At 73.4% G+C, this 23,654-nt stretch carries 22 protein-coding genes and 1 tRNA gene; 3 read left to right on the top strand and 20 right to left on the bottom strand.

Annotated features, from left to right (window positions below):
• Positions 1–12: 12 nt before the first annotated feature.
• The 11 genes from ABD899_RS14245 to ald all read right to left on the bottom strand — a co-directional run bounded on the left by ABD899_RS14245 (position 13) and on the right by ald (position 9,853).
• Positions 13–86 (bottom strand) — tRNA-Pro (locus ABD899_RS14245).
• Positions 87–183: 97 nt separating this feature from the next.
• Positions 184–1,656: a ribosome biogenesis GTPase Der gene (gene der, locus ABD899_RS14240; RefSeq protein ID WP_345207157.1), complete on the bottom strand. Its 1,473-nt coding sequence runs from the start codon at positions 1,654–1,656 to the stop codon at positions 184–186.
• Between the two features lie 30 nt (positions 1,657–1,686).
• On the bottom strand, positions 1,687–2,376 hold the full coding sequence (locus ABD899_RS14235; RefSeq protein WP_345207154.1) for a lysophospholipid acyltransferase family protein: 690 nt from the start codon (positions 2,374–2,376) through the stop codon (positions 1,687–1,689).
• A gap of 11 nt (positions 2,377–2,387) precedes the next feature.
• Positions 2,388–3,077 (bottom strand): (d)CMP kinase, encoded by a 690-nt coding sequence (gene cmk / locus ABD899_RS14230; protein WP_345207152.1) that lies wholly within the window; start codon positions 3,075–3,077, stop codon positions 2,388–2,390.
• Between the two features lie 23 nt (positions 3,078–3,100).
• Complete coding sequence (locus ABD899_RS14225; RefSeq protein ID WP_345207150.1) at positions 3,101–4,180, bottom strand: prephenate dehydrogenase; 1,080 nt, start codon at positions 4,178–4,180, stop codon at positions 3,101–3,103.
• Positions 4,177–5,193, bottom strand: a complete 1,017-nt coding sequence (locus ABD899_RS14220) for a pseudouridine synthase (RefSeq protein WP_345207148.1) — start codon at positions 5,191–5,193, stop codon at positions 4,177–4,179. Before ABD899_RS14220 ends, ABD899_RS14225 begins: the two co-directional genes overlap by 4 nt.
• Positions 5,190–5,897, bottom strand: coding sequence for an SMC-Scp complex subunit ScpB (gene scpB / locus ABD899_RS14215; RefSeq protein ID WP_345207146.1), 708 nt, complete (start codon positions 5,895–5,897; stop codon positions 5,190–5,192). The genes ABD899_RS14220 and scpB overlap by 4 nt, the downstream gene beginning before the upstream one ends.
• A complete protein-coding gene (locus tag ABD899_RS14210; RefSeq protein ID WP_345207144.1) occupies positions 5,890–6,801 on the bottom strand; it encodes a segregation and condensation protein A in 912 nt (303 codons plus the stop codon). Before ABD899_RS14210 ends, scpB begins: the two co-directional genes overlap by 8 nt.
• Positions 6,802–6,805: 4 nt before the next feature.
• On the bottom strand, positions 6,806–7,684 hold the full coding sequence (locus ABD899_RS14205) for a ParA family protein (protein WP_345207142.1): 879 nt from the start codon (positions 7,682–7,684) through the stop codon (positions 6,806–6,808).
• 103 nt (positions 7,685–7,787) lie between these two features.
• Positions 7,788–8,699 carry a site-specific tyrosine recombinase XerD gene (gene xerD, locus ABD899_RS14200; RefSeq protein ID WP_345207140.1) on the bottom strand — a complete coding sequence of 304 codons (912 nt, stop codon included), beginning with the start codon at positions 8,697–8,699 and terminating at the stop codon, positions 7,788–7,790.
• A 38-nt stretch (positions 8,700–8,737) separates the two neighbouring features.
• Positions 8,738–9,853 (bottom strand): alanine dehydrogenase, encoded by a 1,116-nt coding sequence (gene ald / locus ABD899_RS14195; RefSeq protein ID WP_345207138.1) that lies wholly within the window; start codon positions 9,851–9,853, stop codon positions 8,738–8,740.
• A gap of 128 nt (positions 9,854–9,981) precedes the next feature.
• On the opposite strand from ald, the gene ABD899_RS14190 reads away from it, so the two are divergent.
• Positions 9,982–10,599, top strand: a complete 618-nt coding sequence (locus tag ABD899_RS14190) for a hypothetical protein (protein ID WP_345207136.1) — start codon at positions 9,982–9,984, stop codon at positions 10,597–10,599.
• Between the two features lie 146 nt (positions 10,600–10,745).
• On the opposite strand, the gene hisS is transcribed toward ABD899_RS14190, so the two are convergent.
• Entirely contained in the window at positions 10,746–12,080 is a 1,335-nt protein-coding gene (gene hisS, locus ABD899_RS14185; protein ID WP_345207134.1) for a histidine--tRNA ligase, read from the bottom strand.
• A complete protein-coding gene (locus ABD899_RS14180; protein ID WP_345207132.1) occupies positions 12,077–12,778 on the bottom strand; it encodes an MBL fold metallo-hydrolase in 702 nt (233 codons plus the stop codon). Before ABD899_RS14180 ends, hisS begins: the two co-directional genes overlap by 4 nt.
• Before the next feature lie 69 nt (positions 12,779–12,847).
• Between ABD899_RS14180 and ABD899_RS14175 the strand changes: the two genes are divergently transcribed.
• Positions 12,848–13,639, top strand: coding sequence for a peptidylprolyl isomerase (locus ABD899_RS14175; protein WP_345207130.1), 792 nt, complete (start codon positions 12,848–12,850; stop codon positions 13,637–13,639).
• Between the two features lie 2 nt (positions 13,640–13,641).
• A complete protein-coding gene (locus ABD899_RS14170; protein ID WP_345207128.1) occupies positions 13,642–15,033 on the top strand; it encodes a DUF349 domain-containing protein in 1,392 nt (463 codons plus the stop codon).
• A 95-nt stretch (positions 15,034–15,128) separates the two neighbouring features.
• Here ABD899_RS14170 and ABD899_RS14165 read toward each other — a convergent pair whose 3' ends face one another.
• The 7 genes from ABD899_RS14165 to ruvC form a co-directional block, all read right to left on the bottom strand.
• Positions 15,129–17,465, bottom strand: a complete 2,337-nt coding sequence (locus tag ABD899_RS14165; protein ID WP_345207126.1) for a RelA/SpoT family protein — start codon at positions 17,463–17,465, stop codon at positions 15,129–15,131.
• Positions 17,466–17,579: 114 nt separating this feature from the next.
• Positions 17,580–18,767, bottom strand: a complete 1,188-nt coding sequence (gene secF / locus ABD899_RS14160) for a protein translocase subunit SecF (RefSeq protein WP_345207124.1) — start codon at positions 18,765–18,767, stop codon at positions 17,580–17,582.
• Positions 18,764–20,530, bottom strand: a complete 1,767-nt coding sequence (gene secD / locus ABD899_RS14155; RefSeq protein ID WP_345207122.1) for a protein translocase subunit SecD — start codon at positions 20,528–20,530, stop codon at positions 18,764–18,766. Before secD ends, secF begins: the two co-directional genes overlap by 4 nt.
• Positions 20,531–20,532: 2 nt before the next feature.
• A complete protein-coding gene (gene yajC, locus ABD899_RS14150; RefSeq protein WP_345207120.1) occupies positions 20,533–20,805 on the bottom strand; it encodes a preprotein translocase subunit YajC in 273 nt (90 codons plus the stop codon).
• A gap of 153 nt (positions 20,806–20,958) precedes the next feature.
• Positions 20,959–22,125, bottom strand: coding sequence for a Holliday junction branch migration DNA helicase RuvB (gene ruvB, locus ABD899_RS14145; protein ID WP_345207118.1), 1,167 nt, complete (start codon positions 22,123–22,125; stop codon positions 20,959–20,961).
• Positions 22,122–22,733, bottom strand: coding sequence for a Holliday junction branch migration protein RuvA (ruvA, locus tag ABD899_RS14140; RefSeq protein WP_345207116.1), 612 nt, complete (start codon positions 22,731–22,733; stop codon positions 22,122–22,124). Before ruvA ends, ruvB begins: the two co-directional genes overlap by 4 nt.
• Entirely contained in the window at positions 22,730–23,242 is a 513-nt protein-coding gene (gene ruvC, locus ABD899_RS14135) for a crossover junction endodeoxyribonuclease RuvC (RefSeq protein ID WP_345207114.1), read from the bottom strand. Before ruvC ends, ruvA begins: the two co-directional genes overlap by 4 nt.
• Positions 23,243–23,654: the final 412 nt, after the last annotated feature.

The following is a 23,654-nucleotide window of genomic DNA, read 5'->3' as shown; positions in this document are numbered from 1 at the left end:
CATAAACATCAGTCGGGCTGACAGGATTTGAACCTGCGACCCCTTGACCCCCAGTCAAGTGCGCTACCAAGCTGCGCCACAGCCCGTGGCTGCCCCCTGCGGGAGCGTCGAAACCCTATCCCATGCGCCGGGTGCCGTCCCAATCGCCCCGGCGCACCCCAGGGCACCCGGGGCAGGTCGACGTCAGCGGCGGCCACGCTTCTCGCGCACCCGCACGGAGATCTCGATCGGGGTGCCGACGAAGCCGAACTCCTCACGCAGCCGGCGCTCGACGAACCGGCGGTAGCCCGCCTCGATGAAGCCCGACGCGAAGAGGACGAACCGCGGCGGCCGGGTGCCCGCCTGGGTGGCGAACAGGATGCGGGGCTGCTTCCCGCCACGCACCGGGTGCGGGTGGGCCGCGACGACCTCGCCGAGGAACGCGTTGAGCCGCCCGGTCGGGATCCGGGCCTCCCATGAAGCGAGGGCGGTGTCGAGCGCGGGGACGAGCTTGTCGGTGTGCCGTCCGGTGCGGGCCGAGACGTTGACCCGGGGCGCCCACGGGATCTGCACGAGGTCGCGCTCGATCTCGCGCTCGAGGAAGTGGCGGCGCTCCTCGTCGGTGAGGTCCCACTTGTTGTACGCGATGACGAGGGCCCGCCCGGCGTCGATGACCTGCTGGATGACCCGGACGTCCTGCTCGGAGATGACCTCGGAGGCGTCGACGAGCACGACGGCGACCTCCGCCTTCTCCAGGGCCGTCTGGGTGCGCAGCGAGGCGTAGAAGTCCGAACCCCGGGTCTGGTGGACCCGGCGCCGGATACCGGCGGTGTCGACGAAGCGCCAGGCTCGCCCCCCGATCTCGACGAGCTCGTCGACGGGGTCGCGCGTCGTGCCCGCGACGTCGTCGACGACGACGCGCTCGTGGCCGACGAGCTTGTTGAGCAGCGAGGACTTCCCGACGTTCGGACGGCCGACGAGGGCGACCCGGCGCGGGCCGCCGCGCTCATAGGCGCCGCCCATGGCCGAGACCTCGGGGAGCACCTCGAGGAGGGCGTCGAGGGCGTCACCGCTGCCCCGGCCGTGCAGCGCCGAGACCGGCCACGGCTGGCCCAGTCCGAGGCTCCACAGGGCCGCGGCGTCGGCCTCGGTGCGCTGGTCGTCGACCTTGTTCGCGATGAGCACGACGGGCTTGCCGGCCCGGCGGAGCAGCCTGACGACGGCCTCGTCGTCGTCGGTGGCCCCGACCGTCGCGTCGACGACGAAGAGCACGGCATCGGCCAGCTCGACCGCGATCTCGGCCTGCTCGGCGACGCGCAGGTGGATGCCCTTGGCGTCGACCGCCCACCCGCCGGTGTCGACGAGCGTGAACCGGCGCCCGACCCAGTCGGCCTCGTAGGCGACCCGGTCGCGGGTGACGCCGGGGACGTCCTCGACGACGGCCTCGCGGCGGCCGATGATCCGGTTGACGAGCGTGGACTTCCCGACGTTCGGGCGGCCGATGACGGCGACGACCGGCAGCGGGCCGGCGGCCACCTCGGTGTCGAGGGCGTCGTCGCCGCGGTCGAGGAGGGCCCGGTCGTCGGCGCTGAGCTCGAAGTCCTCCAGCCCCACCCGCAGCGCTCGTTCGACGATTGCGGGGTCCTGGGTCTGGGTCGTGGGCTCCTCGGTGCTCATCCGGCCATTCTCCCCCACCGCGGGGGTGGCTCAGTCCAGGAGGTCGGGGGGCAGGTCCGTCGGCAGCGGGATGCCGTGCCGGTCGGCCGCCGCGTGGACGTGCTCCACGAGGGCGACCCTGATCTGCTCGGTCGCCAGGGCCAGCCGGTCACGGCCCGGGAGCCCGTCGGGCAGGTCGAGGGTGACCGGCGCGCCGAAGTCGACGACCATCCGGGACCGCAACCGCGGCCAGGACGCGGCGAGCTGTCCGGTGCGGCGGGTGCCCAGGCAGGCGGTCGGCACGACGGGCGCGCCGGACTGGAGCGCGAGCCAGGCGACGCCCTTGCCGGCGGCGGCGAGGTCGCCCCGCCCCCGGCCCCCTTCGGGGAAGATGCCGACGACACCGCCGCGGCCGAGCACGTCGAGGGCCCGGCCGAGCGCGGTGCGGTCGCCGCGCCCCTGGTCGATGGGGATCTGCCCGCTCCAGCGCAGCAGGTGCCCGACGACGCCGTCGAACGTCTTCGCGAGGACGAGGAAGTGGCTGGGCCGCGGCGCCATCGACAGCACGAGGGCGCCGTCGAGGTAGCCGGTGTGGTTGGCCGCGAGCAGCACCGGGCCACGCGCCGGGACGTTCGAGCGGCCGGCGGACCGGGCCGCGTACAGCAGGAGGAAGAGGGACCGGCCCACGAGGTGCCCGAGCCGGGCCCGAGCCGGCCCGGGGGCCGCGTTGTCGTCGACCACGCCGGTCGTCGTCAGTCGGAGGTCTCGGCCGCGACGACGTCGAGCACGGCCTCGACGCTCTCGTCGAGGTCGAGGTCGGAGGTGTCGACGAGCACGACGCCGTCGGCCGCCTCGGTGAACGTCGAGACGGTCGAGTCGTCGCGGTCGCGACGGACCACCTGGTCGCGCGTGGCCTCGACCGCGGCGGCGTCGTCGCTGCCGTGCAGCTCCGCCGAGCGGCGGCGCAGCCGGGCCGCCTCGGATGCCGTGAGGAGCACCCGCACCCGGGCTCCGGGGGCGACGACGGTCGTGATGTCACGCCCCTCGGCCACCACTCCCCCGGTCTGCGCGGCGATCCGGTCCATGAGGTCGCGCTGCAGCTGCTGCAGGACCGCGCGCACGTCGAGGTTGGTCGCCACGGCCGACACGGCGGTGCTGACCCGCGTCGTGCGGATCGCCTCGGTGACGTCGGTGCCGCCGACGGTGACGGTCGGCGCCCCCGGGTCGGTGCCGATCTCGAGCGGCAGCCGGCGCGCGGCATCCGCGACGGCCCCGGCATCCGTGAGGTCGAGCCCACGCTCGAGGCACCACCACGTGAGTGCGCGGTACATCGCGCCGGTGTCGAGGTAGCCGATGCCGAGCCGGCGGGCCACCGCCTTCGAGACGGTGCTCTTGCCGGAGCCGGAGGGACCGTCGATCGCGATCGTGAGGGGGGCGGTCATGGGGCGTCAGCCTAGTGGCCGGCTCAGCCGTGCAGCCGCCAGCCCCGGTCGGCGAGGGCGTGGGCGAGCCCCGCCGCCGCGGCCGGCACGACGTCGACCTCGGCGAGGCCGAACGGCTGGCCGAGGCCGTGGTCGAGGTGGAACTCCTCGATGTTCGTGCCGATCACCGCGATGTCGGCGAAGAGGCGACCGAGCTGGCCGGGCTCGTCCGGGATGAGGACGCGCACCGTCGTGTACGCCGTCGGCGCTGCGCCGTGCTTGCCCGGGATGCGCGCGTGGCCCGCGTTGCCCGCGGCGATGGCCCGGGCGAGGGTGCCCCGCGCGCCGGGCGCGTCGCTCGACGTGCTCAGCTCGTCGAGGGCGTCGACGACCCGCCCCAGGTCGTCGACGAGTGCGGTGAGCACGTCGCGCACGGCCGGCGCGTTCCCGGCGAGGATCTGGGTCCACAGGCCCGGGTCGCTCGCGGCGATGCGGGTGACGTCACGCAGGCCCTGGCCGGCGAGGGCGACGGCCGCGTCGTCGAGGCGCTCGAGGCGCGCGGCGACGAGGCTCGCGGCCAGCTGCGGGACGTGCGAGACCGCTGCGACCGCGGCGTCGTGGTGCTCCGGGGCCAGGGTGCTGACCGCCGACCCGGCGGAGCGGGCGACTGCGGTGACGAGCGCGACGACGGCCGGGTCGGTCTCGGTCGTCGGGGTGAGGACCCACGCCCGTCCGTCGAAGAGGTCGTGCCGCCCCGAGACGGCGCCGGACCGCTCCCGGCCGGCCATGGGGTGCGAGCCGCAGTACCGGGTGAGGTCGGTCCCGGCGTCCCGCAGGGCGTCGAGCACCGCACCCTTGACCGACGCGAGGTCGGTGACCGCCGCGGACGGCCATCGTCGCAGGGCGCCGGCGACGCAGTGGGCCGTGACGTCGGGGGGCGTGGCGACGACGACGAGCTCGGGGTCGACCGGGCCGTCGGGCAGCCGCCCGGCGCCGAGGTCGCGGGCGAGGGCCGCGTGCGTGGGGCTGATGTCCTCGAGGGTGACGTCGTCGCCGAGCCGGCGCAGCGCGAGCCCGAGGCTCGTGCCGAGCAGCCCGGTGCCGATGACGTGGACGCGGGTCACAGCCCCGCCGCGGCGTAGAGGGCCCCGACCTCCGCGCTCGTGAGGTTGCGCCACCTGCCCGGCCTGGTGTCGGCGAGGTGGATCGGGCCCACCTGGGTGCGCACGAGGCTGAGCACGGGGTGGCCGGCCTCGGCGAGCATCCGCCGCACGATGTGCTTGCGGCCCTCGTGGAGGACCACCTCGACGAGCGCCTTGCCGGGCGCGGAGTCGACGACGCGGAACGAGTCGACCCGCACCGGCCCGTCGTCGAGCTCGATGCCCTCGCGCAGCCGGCGGCCCAGGTCGCGCGGGACGGGGCCCGGGATCTGCGCGAGGTAGGTCTTGAGCACGCCGTAGCGCGGGTGCTGGAGCCGGTGCGCGAGGTCGCCGTCGTTCGTGAGCAGGAGCAACCCCTCGGTGTCGGCGTCGAGGCGTCCGACGTGGAAGAGGCGTTCCGTGCGGTTGGCGAGGAAGTCACCGATGTCGACCCGGCCGAGCTCGTCGCTCATCGTCGTGACGACCCCGAGCGGCTTGTTGAACGCGAGGTAGACCCGCGACTCGTCGAGCTGGATGCGCACCCCGTCGACGTGGACGGCCTGGGTCGGTCGGATGCGCACCCCGAGCTCGGTGACGACGTGGCCGTCGACCTCGACCCGGCCCGCGGTGATGAGGTCCTCGCAGACCCGGCGCGACCCGACGCCGGCGGCTGCGAGCAGCTTCTGCAGCCGCACGCCGTCCGGGTCGTGGACGTCGACCGCCGGTCGGTCCGGCCACTGCGGGGCCGCCGTCGGCTGGCTCGGCCGGGTCGTGCCGACACCGCGCGGCTTCGCGCCCCGTCCGGTGGCCTGACCGGGCGCCCTCCCGGGGGTCTTTCCGGGGGTCTTTCCGGGGCTCTTTCCGGGGGCCTTTCCCGAAGCCTTCCCGGAAGCCTTTGCGGAAGCCTTTCCGGCACCAGTGCGGCCGCTCGGCGTGCCGGGACCCCGGCCACCGCCCTTGCCCTGCGGCGCGGGTCCACGTCTCCTCGGCGGCGTCATGCGTGGCCTCCTTCGGCGATCTCGTCGAGCACGTCGACCTCGGGCAGGTAGGGCGCCAGGGCCGGTAGGTCGTCCAGGCTCTGCAGGCCGAGCCGCTCGAGGAAGTACGACGTCGTGCCGTACAGGATGGCGGTGGACTCCTCGTCGTGGCCGCGTTCCTCGATGAGCCCCCGGCTGAGCAGCGTGCGGATGACGCCGTCGACGTTGACGCCGCGCACGGCCGCCACGCGCGAGCGCGAGACCGGCTGGCGGTAGGCGATGACCGCGAGCGTCTCGAGCGAGGCCTGGGTCAGGCGGGCCTGCTGGCCGTCGAGGACGAAGCGCTCCACGACCGGGGCGTACTCGTGGCGGCTGTAGATCCGCCAGCCCCCGCCGACCGGGCGCAGGGTGAAGCCGCGGCGCTGCTCGACGTACCCCTCCTCGAGCTCGGCGAGGGCCGCCTCGACGTCGGCGACGGGCTGCTCGAGGGCCGTCGCGAGGGCCACCGCCGTGACGGGCTCGTCGACGACCATGAGGACGGCCTCGAGGGCACCGTGGATGCCCCCCGGGAACTCGGCGACGTCGAGGGCGAGCTGCTCCTGCGAGGCGTCGGCCGCCTCGGCAGCGTCGGCCGCGTCCGCCGCCTCGGCCGCCTCGGAGCCAGCGGGGGTCGGGGGTGCCTCGGGGACGTCGACCGCCCCGGGGTGCTCGTGCGACTCACTCATCGGTGCTCTCCTGGGCTGCGGTCGTGGGCTCGTCGTGCTCGGCGAGCGGCTCGTCGAACTCGTCGTCGACCTCGATCTCGCCCTCCTCCGGGCCGGTCCACCGGACGGTGAGCTCGCCGAGGGCCTCGGCCTGCTCGAAGCCGATCGCCGACTCGCGGAACAGCTCGAGCAGCGCGAGGAAGCGGGCCACGACGACGAGGGTGGAGTCGGCGTCGGCGACGAGGCTGCGGAACGAGGCGACCCGCTCGCGGCGCAGCCGGGCGCCGATGAGACCCGCCTGCTCACGCACGCTCACCGCCGGCGCGTGGAGGTGGCCGAGGCCGACCGTCGGCACCGGCTTCGGCGTCAGCGCCCGCGCCGCGACCATGGCGAGCTGCTCGGGCGTCACGGTCATGACGAGCTCGGGCAGCAGCGCGGCGAGGTGGGGTTCGAGGGATGCCGTGCGCGGCTGCATGCGCCCGGCCGTCGCCATCCGCTCGCCGAAGGTGTGGGCGATGTCCTTGAAGGCCCGGTACTGCAGCAACCGGGCGAACAGGATGTCGCGGGCCTCGATGAGCGCGAGGTCCTCCTCGTCCTCCGGCCCGGACTGCGGCAGGAGGCGGGCGGCCTTGAGGTCGAGCAGGGTCGCGGCGACGAGGAGGAACTCACTGGCCTGGGAGAGGTCCCAGCCGCCGGGTGTCGCCCGCTCGGCGCGGATGTGCGCGATGAAGTCGTCGGTGACCCTCGCGAGGGCGATCTCGGTGATGTCGAGGCGGTGCTTGCTGATGAGCCCGAGGAGCAGGTCGAAGGGCCCGCTGAAGTTGTCGAGGGTGACCTCGAAGGCGGTCGCCGGCGCTCGCCGGGTCAGCACACCGCCGGGGGTGACGTCGGTGACGCCCCCGGCCTCGTCGGGGGCCGTCGCCATCGGGTCAGGCCGCCCCACCGCGGGCGATGAGCTCGCGGGCGAGCTGCCGGTAGGCGTCGGCGCCCTTGTGGCTCGCGTCGTAGGTCGTGAGCGGCTCGGCGGCGAGGGAGGCGTCGGGGAACTTGACGGTGCGCGAGATGACGGTGTGGAAGACGTCGTCGCCGAAGTGCTCGACGACGCTCGCGACGACCTCGCGCGAGTGCAGGGTGCGGCCGTCGTACATCGTCGCGAGGATGCCGTCGACCTGCAGTCGCGGGTTGAGCCGGTCGGTGATCTTCTCGATCGTCTCGACGAGCAGCGCCACCCCGCGCATCGCGAAGAACTCGCACTCGAGCGGGATGATGACGCCGTGCGCCGCCGTCAGGGCGTTGACGGTGAGCAGGCCGAGGGAGGGCTGGCAGTCGATGAGCACGACGTCGTAGTCGTCGACGACCGGGCGCAGCACGCGGGCGAGGATCTGCTCGCGGGCCACCTCCCCGACGAGCTGGACCTCGGCGGCGGACAGGTCGATGTTCGCCGGGATGATGTCGAGGCCCTCGACCTTGGTGCGCCGGATGACCTCGCGCACGTCGTGACCGCGCTCGGTGAGCAGGTTGTAGATCGTGACGTCGAGCTCGTGCGCCGGGATGCCGAGGCCCACCGACAGCGCGCCCTGGGGGTCGAAGTCGACGAGCAGCACGCGCCGACCGACCTCCGCGAGCGCGGCCCCGAGGTTGATCGTCGTCGTCGTCTTGCCGACCCCGCCCTTCTGGTTGCACATCGCGATGATGCGCGCCGGGCCGTGGGAGGTCAGCGGCTGCGGCTCCGGGAAGTCCGGGAGGGGCCGCCCGGTCGGCCCCACCTGTCCGGCAAGGCGGATCTGCAACGCCGCGTCGGAATCCAACTCTCCACTCCCCGGTAGCGGTCTCTCGGTCAGCCTCTCGCTGATCGTGCCGACCCTATCAGCGGGCGAGGCCCGGGCCGCGAAGGCGGGTTGCCGCGCGGGCTCAGCGGGCCCGGGGGTGGCTCTGGGCGTAGACCTCGCGCAGCCGCTGCACGGTGACGAGGGTGTAGACCTGCGTCGTCGTCACCGATGCGTGGCCGAGCAGCTCCTGGACGACGCGCACATCGGCGCCACCCTCGAGGAGGTGGGTCGCGAACGAGTGGCGCAGGGTGTGGGGCGAGAGGTGGCCCTCGAGGTGAGCCCGCTCGGCGCAGGCCCGCAGCACCGACCAGGCACTCTGCCGCGACAACCGCCCCCCACGGGCGTTGAGGAAGAGCGCGGGGGTGCCGACACCCCGCGCGGCGAGGGTGGGCCGGCCGCGCACGAGCCAGGCCGACAGCGCCGCGGCGGCGTACGACCCGAGCGGGACGACCCGGTCCTTGCCGCCCTTGCCCCGCAGCCGGACCACGCGGTCCTCCCCCTCGACGTCGTCGACGTCGAGGCCGACCGCTTCGGAGATGCGGGCCCCGGTGCCGTAGAGCACCTCGAGGAGGGCGCGGTCGCGCAGGGATGCCGGGGTGTCGCCGACCGAAGCCGCCTCCAGGAGGCGCTCGACGTCCTCGACCGGGATCGCCTTGGGCAGCCGCGACGGGGGCCTCGGCGGGCTCACCGTGCGCGCGGGGTCGGCGTCGAGGACGCCCTCGAGCGCGAGGAAGCGGTGCAGGCCGCGTACGGCGACGAGGGTGCGGGCGGCGGACGTCGCGGCGAGCGGCTGGTGGTGCTCGTCGCCCTCGCGCAGCCCGGCGAGGAAGTCGCTGACGTGGGCCTCGCGGACGTCCTCGGGACGGTCGACCCCGACGGAGGCGAGGTGGGCGGTCCACCGGGCCAGGTCGCGCCGGTAGGCCGTGAGCGTGTTGCGGGACACCCCGCGCTCGACGTCGAGGTGGGTCAGCCACGCGTCGACGGCCCGCGCCACCGGGGTGGGGCGGGCCGTCGGCGGGCTCGCGGCGTCGGTCAGGACAGGGCCTCGTCGAGGGTGATGCTGTCCATGCCGAAGGCCTCGGCGACCGCGGCGTAGGTCACGTGGCCGCCGTGGGTGTTCAGGCCCAGGGCGAGGGCCGGGTCGGCCCGGGAGGCCTCCTTCCAGCCCTGCTCGGCGAGCTTGGTCGCGTAGGACAGGGTGGCGTTGGTCAGCGCCCACGTCGAGGTGTGCGGCACCGCGCCGGGCATGTTCGCCACGCAGTAGTAGATCGAGTCGTGGACCTGGAAGGTCGGGTCGGCGTGCGTCGTCGGGCGGGAGTGCTCGAAGCAGCCGCCCTGGTCGATGGCGACGTCGACGAGAACCGACCCCGGCTTCATCTGGGCGACCATGTCGTCGGTGACGAGCTTGGGGGCCTTGGCGCCGGGGATGAGCACGGTGCCGATGACGAGGTCCGCGCCGAGCACCTGCTCCTTGATCGACATCGAGGACGACGCGATCTGGGCGACCCGGTTGTCGTAGCGCCAGAAGCTCATCCGCAGCTTGTCGAGGTCGGTGTCGAGCAGGGTGACGTCGGCACCCATCCCGAGGGCGATGTTCGCCGCGTTCTGGCCGGCGACGCCGGCGCCGATGACGACGACCTTGGAGTTGGCGACGCCGCCGATGCCGCCCATGAGCACCCCACGGCCGCCCTGGGCCTTCATCATCGAGTGCGCCCCCACCTGGGGGGCCAGGCACCCCGCGACCTCGGACATCGGGTAGAGCAGCGGCAGCAGGCCGGAGGGCAGCTGCACGGTCTCGTAGGCGATCGAGGTGACCTTCCTCGCGACGAGCTCCTTGGTCAGCGGCTCGTCGGCCGCGAGGTGGAGGTAGGTGAACAGGGTGAGGCCCTCGCGCAGCCGGTGGTACTCCTCGGCGACGGGCTCCTTGACCTTCATGACCATGTCCGCCTCGCCCCAGACGTCGTCGGCGGAGTCGATGATCGTGGCGCCCTGGGAGACGTACTCCTCGTCGCTGATCGAGGAGCCGAGGCCGGCGCCCTTCTGCACGAGCACGTCGTGCCCACGGCGCACGAGCTCGTGGACCCCCACGGGGGTGATGCCGACCCGGAACTCGTTGTTCTTGACCTCGCTGGGGATCCCGACCTTCACGGCTATCTGGCCCTGTCTCGCTCGACGATCGCCACGGCACCGTTGCCGTGGCGGGCGCGCCCCCGCTGGAGCGCGATGCGAGTCTAGACCCGGGTCGCACCCCGACCCCACGACCGGGAGGAAGCCCCATGAAGCTCTACAGCGACATCCCCGCGAGGCGCCTGGCCCAGGTCGTCGCCGACGTCGGCGTCGTGCTCTGGGTCGTGCTCTGGGTGCGGGTGGCGCAGCGGGTGTACGACACGACGATGCTGCTCGCCGAGCCGGGTCGCGACCTCTCGGGCGCGGGGGCCAGCTTCCGCGGCACGATGACGAGCGCGGGCGACGGCTTCGACGACCTGCCCCTCCTCCAGGACCGGGTCGCGACCCCCTTCCGGGCCGCCGCCGGTGTCGGCTCGGAGATCGAGCAGGCAGGCGCCGACCTCGTGAGCGCGGTCGAGCAGGTGTCGCTGCTGCTCGCCCTCACCACGGCCCTGATCCCGATCCTCATCGTCGGGCTGTTCTGGCTCGTGCTGCGGGTGCGCTTCGCGCGCCGCGCCGGGGCGGCCCAGCGCTTCATCGACGCCGCACCGGACCTCGACCTCTTCGCCCTGCGCGCCATGGCGAACCAGCCGATGCCGCGGCTCGCCCGGGTGTCCGACGACCCCGCCGGCGCCTGGCGCCGGGGCGAGAGCGACGTCATCCACGCCCTCGCGCTGCTCGAGCTCAGGGAGAGCGGGCTGCGTCCGCCACCCACCGCCGCGAGCTGACCACCAGGTCGGCTCGCTCGGTCCCGGTGCCACCGAACCCACCAACAGGCAGTCGGCACGGATGAGCCGCGCCGTGAGCGTGACCGGACAGCGTCGTGGGCCCCACTGCCTGTTGGCGGGTACGCCTGCCGGATGCCGGGCTGGAGCTACGGCGTGACGACGGCCGGCCGCAGGTCCTCGGGTGGGCACTGCCAGGTCGCCGCGTCGGCGTCGACCTGCTCACCGGAGCGGATGTCCTTGACCTGGTCGCCGCCCTCCCCCGCACCCGGGAACCACACGAAGGGGATGCCGCGCCGGTCGGCGTAGCGGATCTGCTTGCCGAACCTCGCTGCACTCGGCGCCACCTCGCACGGGATGCCGCGCGCCCGCAGGGCCGTGGCCACCCGGCGCGACGTCTCCCGGCTCGCCTCGTCGACGACGGCGACGAGCACCGCGGCCGGCGTGGACCTGCTCGCGGTGAGGCCCCGCTTGGTCACGAGGAGGTGGACGAGGCGGGTCAGCCCGATCGAGATGCCGACCCCCGGGTAGGTCGTGCGGCCGTCGGAGGCGAGCGAGTCGTAGCGGCCACCCGAGCACACCGACCCCCACGCCTCGGCGCCCACGAGCTGGGTCTCGTAGACCGTGCCGGTGTAGTAGTCGAGACCGCGCGCGACCCGCAGGTCGGCCACGAGCACCCCCGGCGCCTGTTCCATGCCGGCGGCCACGACGGCGGCGAGGGCGTCGAGCCCTTCGTCGAGGGTCGGGTGCCGCACGCCGAGGGCGTGCACGGCATCCACGAAGGACAGGTCGGTGCTGCTGACCGACGCGAGGGCCAGCACCTGCCGGGCCTGGTCCTCGCTCGCCCCCGACTCGATGAGCATCTCTGCCACCGGCCCGGGCCCGACCTTGTCGAGCTTGTCGACGATCCGCAGCGTCGTCGCGACGTCGCTGATGCCGATGCCGCGGTAGAAGCCCTCGGGGATCTTGCGGTTGTTGACCTGGATCCGGAACTCCCCGACCGGCAGGCGGCGGAACGCCTCCGCGATGACGAGTGGCATCTCGGCTTCGAAGTGCGGGGCGAGCTCGCCGACGTCGACGACGTCGATGTCGGCCTGGGTGAACTCGCGGAAGCGGCCCTCCTGGGGTCGCTCGCCGCGCCACACCTTCTGCACCTGGTAGCGGCGGAAGGGGAAGTCGAGCCGGCCGGCGTTCTCGAGCACGTAGCGCGCGAACGGCACCGTGAGGTCGAAGTGCAGGCCCAGCGCGGCATCCCGGTCGTCGTCGGCCGCGAGGCGGCGGATGCCGTAGACCTCCTTGTCGGCGTCACCGCCCTTGCCCAGCAGCCGCTCGACCGGCTCGACGGCGCGCGTCTCGAGCGGGGCGAACCCGTGCAGCTCGAAGACCTCGCGGACGACGTCGAGGAAGTGCAGCTCGACGAGACGCTCGGCAGGCAGGAACTCGGGGAACCCCGAGATGGGGGTCACCTTGGTGGGTGCGCTCACGCGGTCAATCCTCGCAGGTACGGGTTGGTCGCCCGCTCACGGCGGATCGTCGTGGCCGGCCCGTGCCCCGTGAGCACGAGCGTGGAGTCGGGCAGGGGGAGCACGACGTCGCGCAGGCTGCGACGCATCGCGGCGTCGTCGCCCCCGAGGAGGTCGGTGCGCCCGATGGAGCCCGCGAAGAGCACGTCGCCCGAGACCATCGTGCGCTCCAGGGCCTCCTCGGCGGGGAGGCCGTCGGGCACCTCGTCGAGGCCGAACATCACCGACCCCTCGGTGTGCCCCGGCGCGTGGAGCACTTCGACGTCCAGGCCCGCGAGGGCGAGCAGCTGGCGGTCGGTGACCTCGACGACCCGTTCGGGCTCGCGCCACGTCGCCCGACGACCGAACTGCTGCTCCATCATGGCCAGGGTGCCCGGGGCCAGGCCGGCGACGGGGTCGTGGAGCCGGTAGCGGTCCTCCCCGTGGATGTACGCCGCGGTCGTCCCGCCGCACACCGGGGTGACGGAGTAGACGTGGTCGAGGTGTCCGTGCGTGAGCAGCACGGCGGCGGGGCGCAGCCGGTGCTCGGCGAGCACGTCGCGCAGGGTCTGCTCCACCCCGATGCCGGGGTCGACGACGACGCACTCCTCGCCCGGGCCGGCGGCGAGGACGTAGCAGTTCGTGCCGAAGGCGGCGGCGGGGAAGGCGACGGCGAGCACGGTGCGAGCGTAGCCGCAGCGTGCCTGCCTAGACTGGGCCGCCGTTGCCGCCACACGGAGGGACCCAGCGTGACCAAGGAGCAGGAGCGCGCCCGGGCGCGTCGCCGCTACGAGCGCCAGCAGGCGACGCTCGCCCGGCGCGAGGCCGACCGGGCCCGCAGGATGCGGGTCGCCGCCATCGTGGGCACCGTCGTCGTCGTGCTCGGCGGACTGGCCCTGCTCGGCACCGTCTTCGCCTCCGAGGAGCCGGCCACGGAGCCGACGACGACGATCGCGGGGTGCGACCAGCCGCCGGCGGCCCTCGGCACCGCAGCGCAGCTCGAGCTGCCCGATGCGGCGACCGCCGAGGGGAAGACCTTCGTCGGGACGATCGCGACGAACTGCGGCGACATCGAGGTCACCCTCGACGGCACGAAGGCCCCCCAGGCCGTGGCCTCGTTCGTCGAGCTGGCGCGGCAGAACTACTGGGTCAACGCCCCGTGCCACCGGCTCACGACCGCGGACTCGCTCAAGGTGCTGCAGTGCGGCGACCCGACCGGGACGGGGCAGGGCACCCCCGGCTACGGCTTCGCCGTGGAGAACGCCCCCGCCGACGGCGCGTACCCCCGCGGCACGCTCGCGATGGCCCGTACCGCGGACCCGGAGCAGGGCAACGGCGGCCAGTTCTTCATCGTCCACGGGGACTCCTCGCTGCCGGACCCCGACGGGTACACCGTGTTCGGCGAGGTGACCGCCGGGTTGGATATTGTCGACAAGATCGCTGCCGCCGGGGTCGCCCCCGGCGGGTCCAGCCCCGACGACGGCTTCCCCGCCGCACCGATCAGCATCCTCAGCGTTGCTGTGACCGAGAAGAAGGCCTGACCGTGTCCGACGACAAGCCCGACGACAAGCCCGACGACAAGCCCGACCAGCCCACGCCCCGCCCGACGATCCCCTCGCCGGCCGCCCTCGCGGCACGGATGCACGCGCGTCCGGTGGCGGTGCCGGCCCCCGTGGCGCACTCGGAGTCGGCACGCTTCGGCAGGGTCGACGACCAGGGCCGCGTGTTCGTCACCGTCGACGGCGAGGAGCGCGAGGTCGGGTCCTACCCCGGGGCGACGCCTGAGGAGGCCCTGCAGTACTTCGCCCGCAAGTACGACGAGCTCGCGGCCTCCGCCGACCTGCTCGAGGCCCGGCTGTCCATCCCGGACGTCTCCGCCCGGGAAGTCGCCGACGGGCTCACCACGCTCAAGGAGCACGTCGCGACGACCGGCGTCGTCGGCGACGTCCCCGCCCTGCTCGCGACCATCGAGCGCGTCGAGGCCGGGCTCGAGGCCAAGCGTGCCCTCGAGGCCGAGCACCGTGCGGCCGCCCGGGCCCAGGCCGTGCAGCAGCGCGAGGCGATCGTCGAGGAGGCCGAGCGGATTGCCGGCCAGCCCCCGGCATCGACGCAGTGGAAGACGAGCGGTGAGCGGATGCGGGCCCTGCTCGACGAGTGGAAGCAGCACCAGCGCACCGGCCCCAAGCTCGACAAGACGACCGAGTCGGCGCTGTGGACGCGGTTCAGCCACGCCCGCAACTCCTTCGACAAGGCCCGCCGCGCCTGGTTCGCCGACCTCGAGGTGAGCCGCGCCGACGCGAGGGCGACGAAGGAGGCCCTCGTCGCGGAGGCCGAGCAGCTCGCGACGAGCACCGACTGGGCACCCACCGCGCGCGCCTTCAAGCAGCTCATGGACCGCTGGCGGGCCGCGGGTCGCGCCTCGCGCGCCGAGGACGACGCCCTCTGGGAGCGCTTCCGCAGCGCCCAGGACGCCTTCTTCACCGCCAAGGACGAGGTGGCCGCGGCGGAGGACGAGTCCTTCCGGGCCAACCTCGCCGTCAAGGAGGAGCTGCTCGTCGAGGCCGAGGCACTTCTGCCGGTCACCGACGTCGAGGCGGCCAAGGCCGCGCTGCGCGGCATCCAGGACCGGTGGGAGCACGCCGGGAAGGTCCCGCGGGCCGACCTCGAGCGCGTCGAGAAGCGGATGCGTCGGGTCGAGGCGAGCGTGCGCGAGGCCGACGAGCAGCGCTGGCGGCGCACCAACCCCGAGGTCGCCGCGCGGGCGCGCTCGATGGTCGAGCAGCTCGAGGCGTCCGTCGCCGCCATCGAGGCCGAGGTCGCCCGGGCCGAGGCCGGCGGGGACACCGGGGCTGCCGACGCCGCTCGGGGGCGTCTGGCCACTCAGCAGGAGTGGCTCGCGCAGGCCCGCGCCGGGCTCGACGAGTTCGGCGGCTGACCTCTCACCGCCGCCCGCCAGGCCAACGAGGTGGGTCGGTTCGACGCCCCACGTCAGGGGCGCAGCGAACCTCGGAGCCGGTCCCGTGCCGTCGCTCAGTCGTTGGCGCGCTTGCCCCCGGTCACCCGGTGCGCGTCGAAGACCCCGTCGACCCGCTGCACGGCGCGCACGACGTGCCCCAGGTGGCCGGGGTCGCCCATCTCGAAGGTGAAGTGCAGCTTCGCGACCCGGTCACGGGAGGTCGTGACCGCTGCGGACAGGATGTTGACCCCGTTGTCGGAGATGACCCGGGTGACGTCGGAGAGCAGCCGGGAGCGGTCGAGCGCCTCGACCTGCAGCTGGACGAGGAACATGCTCCCCGACGTGGGGGCCCACTCGACCTCGATGATCTTCTCGGGCTGGGAGAGCAGGGCGTCGGCGTTCGTGCAGTCGCGACGGTGCACCGACACACCGTTGCCGCGGGTCACGAAGCCGAGGATGTCGTCGCCGGGGACGGGCGTGCAGCAGCGGGCGAGCTTGACCCACACGTCGGACATGTCCTTGACGACGACGCCGGGGTCGCCGGACCGACGCTGGGTCGGCCGCGACGTCGTCGGCCTCGCGGCCTCGGCGATGTCCTCGCTGGCTCCCTCCTCGCCGCCGACCGACGCCACGAGGCGCGAGACGACGTGCTGCGCGGAGACGTGGCCCTCGCCGATGGCGGCGTAGAGGCCGTCGATGCCGGCCAGGCGCAGCTCCTCGGCGACGCCGGTGAGCGACTCGACGGACGTGAGCCGCTGGAGCGGCAGGCCCTGCTTGCGCATGGCCTTGGCGAGGGAGTCCTTGCCCTCGTCGATCATCTCCTCGCGACGTTCCTTGGTGAACCAGTGCCGGATCTTGTTGCGCGCCCGGGCGGACCGCACGAAGCCGAGCCAGTCGCGCGAGGGCCCGGCGGAGTCGGCCTTGGACGTGAGGACCTCGACGACGTCGCCGTTGTCGAGCCGGCTCTCGAGCGGCACGAGGCGGCCGTTGACCCGGGCACCGATGCAGTGGTGGCCAACCTCGGTGTGCACGGCGTAGGCGAAGTCGACCGGGGTCGAGCCGGCCGGGAGGCCGACGAGCTGGCCCTTCGGCGTGAAGACGTAGACCTCGCTCGCGTTGATCTCGAAGCGCAGTGACTCGAGGAACTCCCCCGGGTCGGAGGTCTCCTTCTGCCAGTCGAGCAGCTGGCGCAGCCACGCCATGTCGTTGATCGGGCCGGACTGGCCGTCCCGGGCCTGCGCCCCGCCCTGGGCGCCGGTGCCCTTGGCGTTGGGGTCCTCCTTGTACTTCCAGTGCGCGGCGACGCCGTACTCCGCCCGGCGGTGCATCGTGTGGGTGCGGATCTGGATCTCGACGGGTTTCCCACCCGGCCCGATGACCGTCGTGTGCAGCGACTGGTACATGTTGAACTTCGGCATCGCGATGTAGTCCTTGAACCGCCCCGGCACGGGGTTCCACCGTGCGTGCAGCGCCCCCAGCGTGGCGTAGCAGTCCCGGACCGTCTCGACGAGCACCCGGACCGCGACGAGGTCGTAGATCTGCTCGAAGTCGCGACCCCCCACGATCATCTTCTGGTAGACGGAGTAGTAGTGCTTGGGCCGCCCCGTGACCGTCGCCTTGATCTTCGCGGAACGCAGGTCGGCACTGACCTCGTCGCGGACCGTGGCGAGGTACTCCTCGCGGGCCGGGGCGCGCTCGGCGACGAGGCGCACGATCTCGTCGTAGACCTTGGGGTAGAGCGCCTGGAACGACAGGTCCTCGAGCTCCCACTTGATCGTGTTCATGCCGAGCCGGTGCGCGAGCGGCGCATAGATCTCGAGGGTCTCCCTGGCCTTGCGCTGGGCGCTCTCCTGCGAGACGTAGCGCCAGGTGCGGGCGTTGTGCAGCCGGTCGGCGAGCTTGATGACGAGCACCCGGATGTCGCGGGCCATCGCCACGACCATCTTGCGCACCGTCTCGGCCTGGGCGGCCTGCCCGTAGGTGACCTTGTCGAGCTTCGTGACGCCGTCGACGAGCATCGCGATCTCGTCGCCGAAGTCGCTGCGCAGGGCCTGCAGGCTGTAGGCGGTGTCCTCGACGGTGTCGTGCAGCAGCGCGGCGGCCAGCGTCGTCGGGGTCATGCCCAGTTCGGCGAGGATCGTCGTCACCGCGAGCGGGTGCGTGATGTAGTCGTCGCCCGAGCGACGCTTCTGGCCCTCGTGGGCGCGCTCGGCGACCGCGTAGGCGCGCTCGATGAGGCTGAGGTCGGCCTTGGGGTGGGTACTGCGGACGACCTGCAGGAGGGGCTCGAGGACGGGGTTCTCGGGGCTGCGGTTGCGGCCCACGAGGGCGAGCGCAGCCCGGGCCCTGGCGCGCGAGGACAGGCCGGGGGGCGGGGTGCCCGCCGGCGCGGTCGTGAGGTCCTCCGCCATGACCGGAGTGTAGTCGTCCGCACTCTCCCGCCGTCCCGGGCGCCCGGGTTGCGGGCGGGCGGCAGCGGGCGGGCTGCAGCGGGCGGAGGCGGGCGGTTCCCGCCCGGGCCGGTCCTAGCGCTTGGACTTGGGGGTGCGCCGGGGCTGGTTGCGCGGACCGGACTGCGCGTACTTGTGCACGGCGCGGCCGGTGAGCGTGGCCCCCTCGCCCGCGGCGGCCGCAGGGGCGCCGCCGGCCCCGACGACGACCGGCACCGGCGACTCACCGCCGAGCTCGGCGGCCTCCTCGGCGGCCTCCTGGGCGGCGAGGTCCTTGGCCTGGCGCGCCTGGTGGCGCGTCGCCCGCTTCTCGAGCTCGAGGACGGCGGGCTCGTTGCGGCGCAGCGTCACGAGGAGCGGCGTGGCGATGAAGATCGAGGAGTAGGCGCCGACGAGGATGCCGACGAAGAGCACGAGCGAGAGGTCGAGCAGCACGCCCGGGCCGAGGAAGACCGCCCCGACGGCGAGCACCGCCGCGATCGGCAACAGGCCGATGACGGTCGTGTTGATCGAGCGGACCATCGTCTGGTTGACGGCGAGGTTGGCGGCCTGCGCGAAGGTGAGGCGCCCGTTGGCGAAGGCCTCGGTGGTGTTCTCGCGGACCTTGTCGAAGACGACGACGGTGTCGTAGAGGCTGTACCCGAGCACCGTGAGGAACCCGATCATCGTCGCCGGTGACACCTCGAAGCCGCTCAGGGCGTAGATGCCGACGGTGATGAGCATGTCGTGGGCGAGCGCGATGAGCGCCGCCGCGGCCATCTTCCAGTTGCGGAAGTAGACCGACATGACGACTGCGACGAGCACGAGGAAGATGACGAGCGCGCGCAGCGCCTGCTGGCTCACCGAGGCACCCCACGACGGCCCGATGAAGGTGCCGCTCACCTCCGACGAGGCGACGCCGAAAGCCTCGGCGAGGTCGGCGCGCACGGCCTGGCTGTCCGCGTCGGAGAGCCGTTCGGTCTGGACGCGCACCGTGTCGTTGCCGACGAGGGTGACGTTGACGCCGCGCTGGTCCTCGGTCGCACCGACGGCCTGGCGGGCGACCTGCTCGTAGTCGTCGGGCACGCTCTGGGCAGCCACCCGGAACTCGGAGCCGCCGCGGAACTCCAGGCCGAGGTTGAGCCCCTGGACGACGATGCCGAGCGCCGCGATGAGCATGACGAGCCCTGAGGCGAGGTAGAACTTGCGTCGCTGGGCGACGACGGGGACCGAGCGCTGGCCGGTGTAGAGGTCGTTGCCCAGGGTGGCGAACGTCGAGCTCATGCCACACCTCCTTCGGTGCCGGCAGCCACGGGTGCCGGGGTCGTGACGCGGCCGCGACCGGCATACCGGGGCTTGGCCGAGTGCAGCGCGAGGCGCTTGGGGTCGAGGCCGGACCACGGGTGGCCATCGCGGAAGAAAGGTCGTCGCGCGAGCAGCGAGACGACGGGGTGGGTGAACCAGAAGACGATGAGCAGGTCGATGAGCGTCGTGAGGCCCAGCGTGAACGCGAAGCCGCGCACGCTCGAGCTCGCGAGCGCGTAGAGCACGGCGGCGGCGAGGAAGTTGACGCCGTCCGCGACGAGAATCGTGCGCTTGGCGCGGTTCCACCCGGTCTCGACCGCGGCGCCCAGGGAGCGCCCGTCCCGCAGCTCGTCGCGGATCCGCTCGAAGTAGACGATGAAGGAGTCCGCGGTGAAGCCGATGGCGACGATGAGGCCGGTGACACCGGCCATGTCGAGGCGGTAGTTGTGCGACCAGCCGAGGATGGTGATGGCGAGGTAGGTGAGCAGCCCGGCCACGACGATCGACGCGACGGTCACCAGGCCGAGCACGCGGTACTGGAGCAGTGAGTAGACGAAGACGAGGAACAGGCCGATGGCCCCGGCGATGAAACCGTAGCGCAGCTGCTCGCTGCCGAGCGTCGGGCTGATGTCGATGCTCGTCTGCTCGATGAAGGACAGGGGCAGCGCACCGAACTTCAGCTGGTCGGAGAGGCTGCGCGCCTCCTCGAGGGTGAAGCCACCGGTGATGCTGGCGCGCCCGTCGAGGATCGCCTCGTTGAAGCGGGGGGCGACGATGACGCGCGAGTCGAGGGTCGCGGCGAGCTGGTTCTGGGGCTCGGGGAGGGCCACCATCGTCCGGCTGATGTCGGCGTACTGCTCGGCGCCCTCGCCGTTGAGGGTCAGCGCGATCTCGACCTCGTTGGTGACCGCGCCCTGCTGGTTCGTGCGGTAGCCGGAGGTGGCGTCGCTGATCTTGTCGCCGGAGACGACGACCGGGCCGAGGACGAACTTCGCGGAGCCGGTGTCGTCACACGTGACGAGGGGCTTCGTCGGGTCGTCGACGAGGTCCTCGAGGGCTGCGGGGTCGGAGCAGTCGAGCTCCTCGAACTGCTGGGTCAGCTCGGGTGTGATCCAGGCGAGGTCGGTCGCGTCGGTCGGCGTCGAGCCCTCGCCGGAGGGGTTCGGCGACGGCGACGGCGACGCGCCGGCCGTGGCGGAGGCGCTCGGGGCGGGCGTTGGGGCGGTGAGCGCCTCGGGCACCGAGCTGTTGCTCGTGGGTTCGGCGCTGCTCGCGGTCTCCGGCGTGGGCGTCGGCGACGGGCTCGGGGAGGCGGTGCCCGAGGCGGTCGGCTCGGGCACGGGCGTGCCGGAGGCGAGGGCGAGCACGGGGCGGAACTGCAGCTGCGAGGACTTGCTGATCGCGTCCCGGACCTCCTGCGTGGGGATCTCGGGGATGCTGACGACGATGTTGCGGTCGCCCTGGGTCGTGACCTCGGCGCCCGACACGCCACCGGCGTCGACGCGCTGGACGATGATGTCGCGCGCCTGGTTGAGCTGCTCGGCCGTGACGGTCTGGCCCGCGGTCGTCTTCGGCTCGAGGATGATCTGCGTGCCGCCCTCGAGGTCGAGGCCGAGCTTCGGGGCGGACTGGGCGTCGGACCAGTACATCGCCCCGGCGAGGAGCCCGACGAGGGTCAGGGTGAGGACGGTGAGGCCGAGGAGGGCCCGGCGTGCGTACGAGCGCTGCTGCTGCGCGGCCATGGTCAGGCGACCTCGGAGACGCGCATGCCGATGGCACGGCGGTCGAAGCGGACGGTGACCCCGGCCCCGGTGTCGAGCGTCACGACCCGCTCGTCGAGCGCGACGATCGTCCCGTACAGGCCCGAGGTCGTGACGACCTCCTCACCCACCGTCAGGCTGTTCTGGAGCGCCTGCACCTGCTGGGCGCGCCGCCGCTGGGTGAACATCATGAACACCAGGAGCAGGAACGGGAGGAGCAGGATGAGCACGTAGCCGAGGCCGGAGCCGGTGAACATGAGTGAGATGGTCCTTCGGGGTCAGGTCGCCCGCTCGCGGCAGGCAGTGGTTCGGCCCGGACGCGCCGGGCCGAGGATTGAGTCTAGGCGACGCCTTCCTCACCCACCAACGATGCCGGGTCCCGTGGCGTGCCCGGGCGGCTGTCCGCCCGCTCAGGAGCCGAAGCGCCCGTTCGCGTCGCTCGCCCCGCCAGGTCCGGAGCCGTCGGCGGCGGTGCCGGGCTCCTCGAGCGGCAGGAGCTCCTGGAGGGGCGCCGAGCGCGGGGGCTCGATGCCGAGGTGGGTCCAGGCGCGCGGTGCCGCGGCCCGGCCCCGCGGCGTGCGCACGATGTAGCCCTCGCGGACGAGGTAGGGCTCGGCGACCGTCTCGACGGTGTCGGCCTCCTCCCCCACGGCGACCGCGAGGGTGGACAGGCCGACCGGTCCGCCGCCGAAGCGCCGGCACAGGGCCTCGAGCACCGCCCGGTCGAGGCGGTCCAGGCCGGCGTCGTCGACGTCGAAGAGCGTGAGGGCCGCGTGCGCCGCCGCGAGGTCGACGTGCCCCTCGCCGTGCACCTGCGCCCAGTCACGCACCCGCCGCAGGAGCCGGTTGGCGATCCGGGGGGTGCCCCGGGACCGCCCGGCGATCTCGAGGATGCCCGCGTCGTCGGCCTCGACGCCAAGCAGGCGCGCCGACCGGTGGAGGATCGTCACGAGGTCGGCGGTGTCGTAGTAGTCGAGGTGCCCGGTGAAGCCGAACCGGTCGCGAAGAGGGGCCGGCAGCAGCCCGGCCCGGGTCGTGGCGCCGACGACGGTGAACGGCGGCAGCTCGAGCGGGATGGCGGTGGCGCCGGGTCCCTTGCCGACGATCACGTCGACCCGGAAGTCCTCCATGGCCAGGTAGAGCATCTCCTCGGCGGAGCGGCTCATCCGGTGGATCTCGTCGAGGAAGAGCACCTCGCCCTCGTCGAGCGAGGAGAGCACCGCCGCGAGGTCGCCGGCGTGCTGGATCGCGGGCCCGCTCGTGAGCCGCAGTGGTCGCTCGAGCTCGGCCGCCACGATCATCGCGAGCGTCGTCTTGCCGAGCCCCGGGGGACCGGAGAGCAGCACGTGGTCCGGGGTCCCACCGCGCCGGCGGGCCGCCTCGAGGACGAGGCCGAGCTGGTCGCGCACCCGCGGCTGCCCCGGGAACTCCGAGAGCCGCCTCGGTCGCAGCGCCGCCTCGGCGGCACGGTCGTCGTCGGTGCCGGCGGGGTCGACGACCCGGGCCGTCGCCTCGGAGGAACCGTCGGCCTCGACGAGCTCGCTCGCGAACCCGGGCTCGGTGCGCCCGCCGCTCACGGCCGCAGCTCCCGCAGGGCGAGCCGCAGGTAGGCCGCGATGTCGGCATCCGGCGGGGCGCTCGCCGCGACCCGCTCGACGGCATCCCCGGCCTGCTTCGCCGACCAGCCGAGGCCGACGAGCGCCTCGGCGACCTGACCGCGCCAGGGCTCCTGCCCCGGCACGACGCGGACGCCGCCGGATGCCGGTGCGTCGCCACTGCCCGTCACCGCCCCGACCTTGTCGCGCAGCTCGAGGACGAGTCGCTGTGCCGACTTCGCCCCGATGCCCGGGATCGTCGTGAGGGCCTTGCTGTCGCCGGTGGCCAGCGCCGCGGCCAGCTCGTCGGGCCCCATGACCGAGAGCATCGCGAGGGCGAGCCGCGGCCCGACCCCGGAGACCGTCTGCACCGTCTCGAACATGTCCCGCTCGTCGGGCGACGCGAAGCCGAACAGGGTGAGGGAGTCCTCGCGGACGACGAGGGTCGTGGCCAGCGACACCTCGCTCCCCCGGCGGCACGTCGATGCCGTGGCGGGGGTCGTGTGGACGAGCAGGCCGACGCCACCGACCTCGACGACGACGCGGTCGAGGCCGACGTGGGCCACCGGGCCGCGGACGGAGGCGATCACCGGGGCACCCGCGCGGCCAGGGCGGCGAGGCGGGCCTCGGCGGCCCCGCGCCACGCGTGGCAGATCGCCAGCGCGAGGGCGTCCGCCGCATCCGCGGGGCGGGGCGCGACGTCGAGGCCGAGGATGCGGGTCACCATGGCCGTGACCTGCGACTTGTCGGCCCGGCCGGATCCCGTGACGGCTGCCTTGACCTCGGTGGGGGTGTGGAAGACGACGGGGATGCCGCGCTTGGTCGCCGTGAGCAGGGCGATGGCGGTGGCGTGGGCGGTGGTCATGACGGTCGTGATGTTGGTGTCGGCGAAGACCCGCTCGACGGCGACGACCTCGGGCTCGAAGCGGGCCAGCCACGCGTCGAGCTCGCGCTCGAGGAAGACGAGGCGCTCCCCCGGGTCGCCGCCGCTCGGAGTGCGCACCACCCCGACGGCCACCATCACCGCCCGGCCCGGTCGACCGTCGACGACGCCGAGGCCGCACCGGGTGAGGCCGGGGTCGACACCGAGCACGCGCACGAGCGGGAACCCTTTCCGACGGTGCCGCCCGATGCCGGGCGGGTGGGTTAGAACACCTGTTCGGAGGCCACGCTACACAGCGGGGCGCGGGCCGGCGTGGAGCAACACGCGGAGGCCGGCCATCGATGGTGCTGGGTGTACGGGATGCCGGGTGGCAGGGGGCGGTGGCCGGCGCGGGGCCGTGGCGGGCGGCGACCGGTCTCACCGGTGCGGGAGGTGCGGGCACCGCTGCTGCACCCGGCAGCTTCCCTGTGGTCGGTGACTTGCTGGATCGCATATGGACACTGACTTGCGGATCGTACGTGTGTTCGGTTATGATGGGGTATGTCGACCAGCCAGCTCCGGGACCAGATCGCCGCCCTGCGCGCGCAGGCCACCGAGCTCGGCCACGACCTGGCCGCGCAGGCGTGCG

Source organism: Fodinibacter luteus (assembly GCF_039541575.1).
Lineage (GTDB): Bacteria > Actinomycetota > Actinomycetes > Actinomycetales > Dermatophilaceae > Fodinibacter > Fodinibacter luteus.
The sequence above is the reverse complement of the archived record's forward strand: the minus strand, read 5'-3'. Positions and strand labels throughout refer to the sequence as shown.

Bases quoted from the DNA above. Each gene is read 5' to 3' on its own strand.
- ABD899_RS14190 (WP_345207136.1), top strand. From the start codon at position 9,982: ATGAAGCTCTACAGCGACATCCCCGCGAGGCGCCTGGCCCAGGTCGTC.
- ABD899_RS14210 (WP_345207144.1), bottom strand. From the start codon at position 6,801: ATGGCGACGGCCCCCGACGAGGCCGGGGGCGTCACCGACGTCACCCCC.
- secD (WP_345207122.1), bottom strand. From the start codon at position 20,530: ATGGCCGCGCAGCAGCAGCGCTCGTACGCACGCCGGGCCCTCCTCGGC.
- secF (WP_345207124.1), bottom strand. From the start codon at position 18,767: ATGAGCTCGACGTTCGCCACCCTGGGCAACGACCTCTACACCGGCCAG.
- scpB (WP_345207146.1), bottom strand. From the start codon at position 5,897: ATGAGTGAGTCGCACGAGCACCCCGGGGCGGTCGACGTCCCCGAGGCA.
- der (WP_345207157.1), bottom strand. From the start codon at position 1,656: ATGAGCACCGAGGAGCCCACGACCCAGACCCAGGACCCCGCAATCGTC.
- ABD899_RS14220 (WP_345207148.1), bottom strand. From the start codon at position 5,193: ATGACGCCGCCGAGGAGACGTGGACCCGCGCCGCAGGGCAAGGGCGGT.
- yajC (WP_345207120.1), bottom strand. From the start codon at position 20,805: ATGTTCACCGGCTCCGGCCTCGGCTACGTGCTCATCCTGCTCCTCCCG.
- ABD899_RS14165 (WP_345207126.1), bottom strand. From the start codon at position 17,465: ATGGCGGAGGACCTCACGACCGCGCCGGCGGGCACCCCGCCCCCCGGC.
- cmk (WP_345207152.1), bottom strand. From the start codon at position 3,077: ATGACCGCCCCCCTCACGATCGCGATCGACGGTCCCTCCGGCTCCGGC.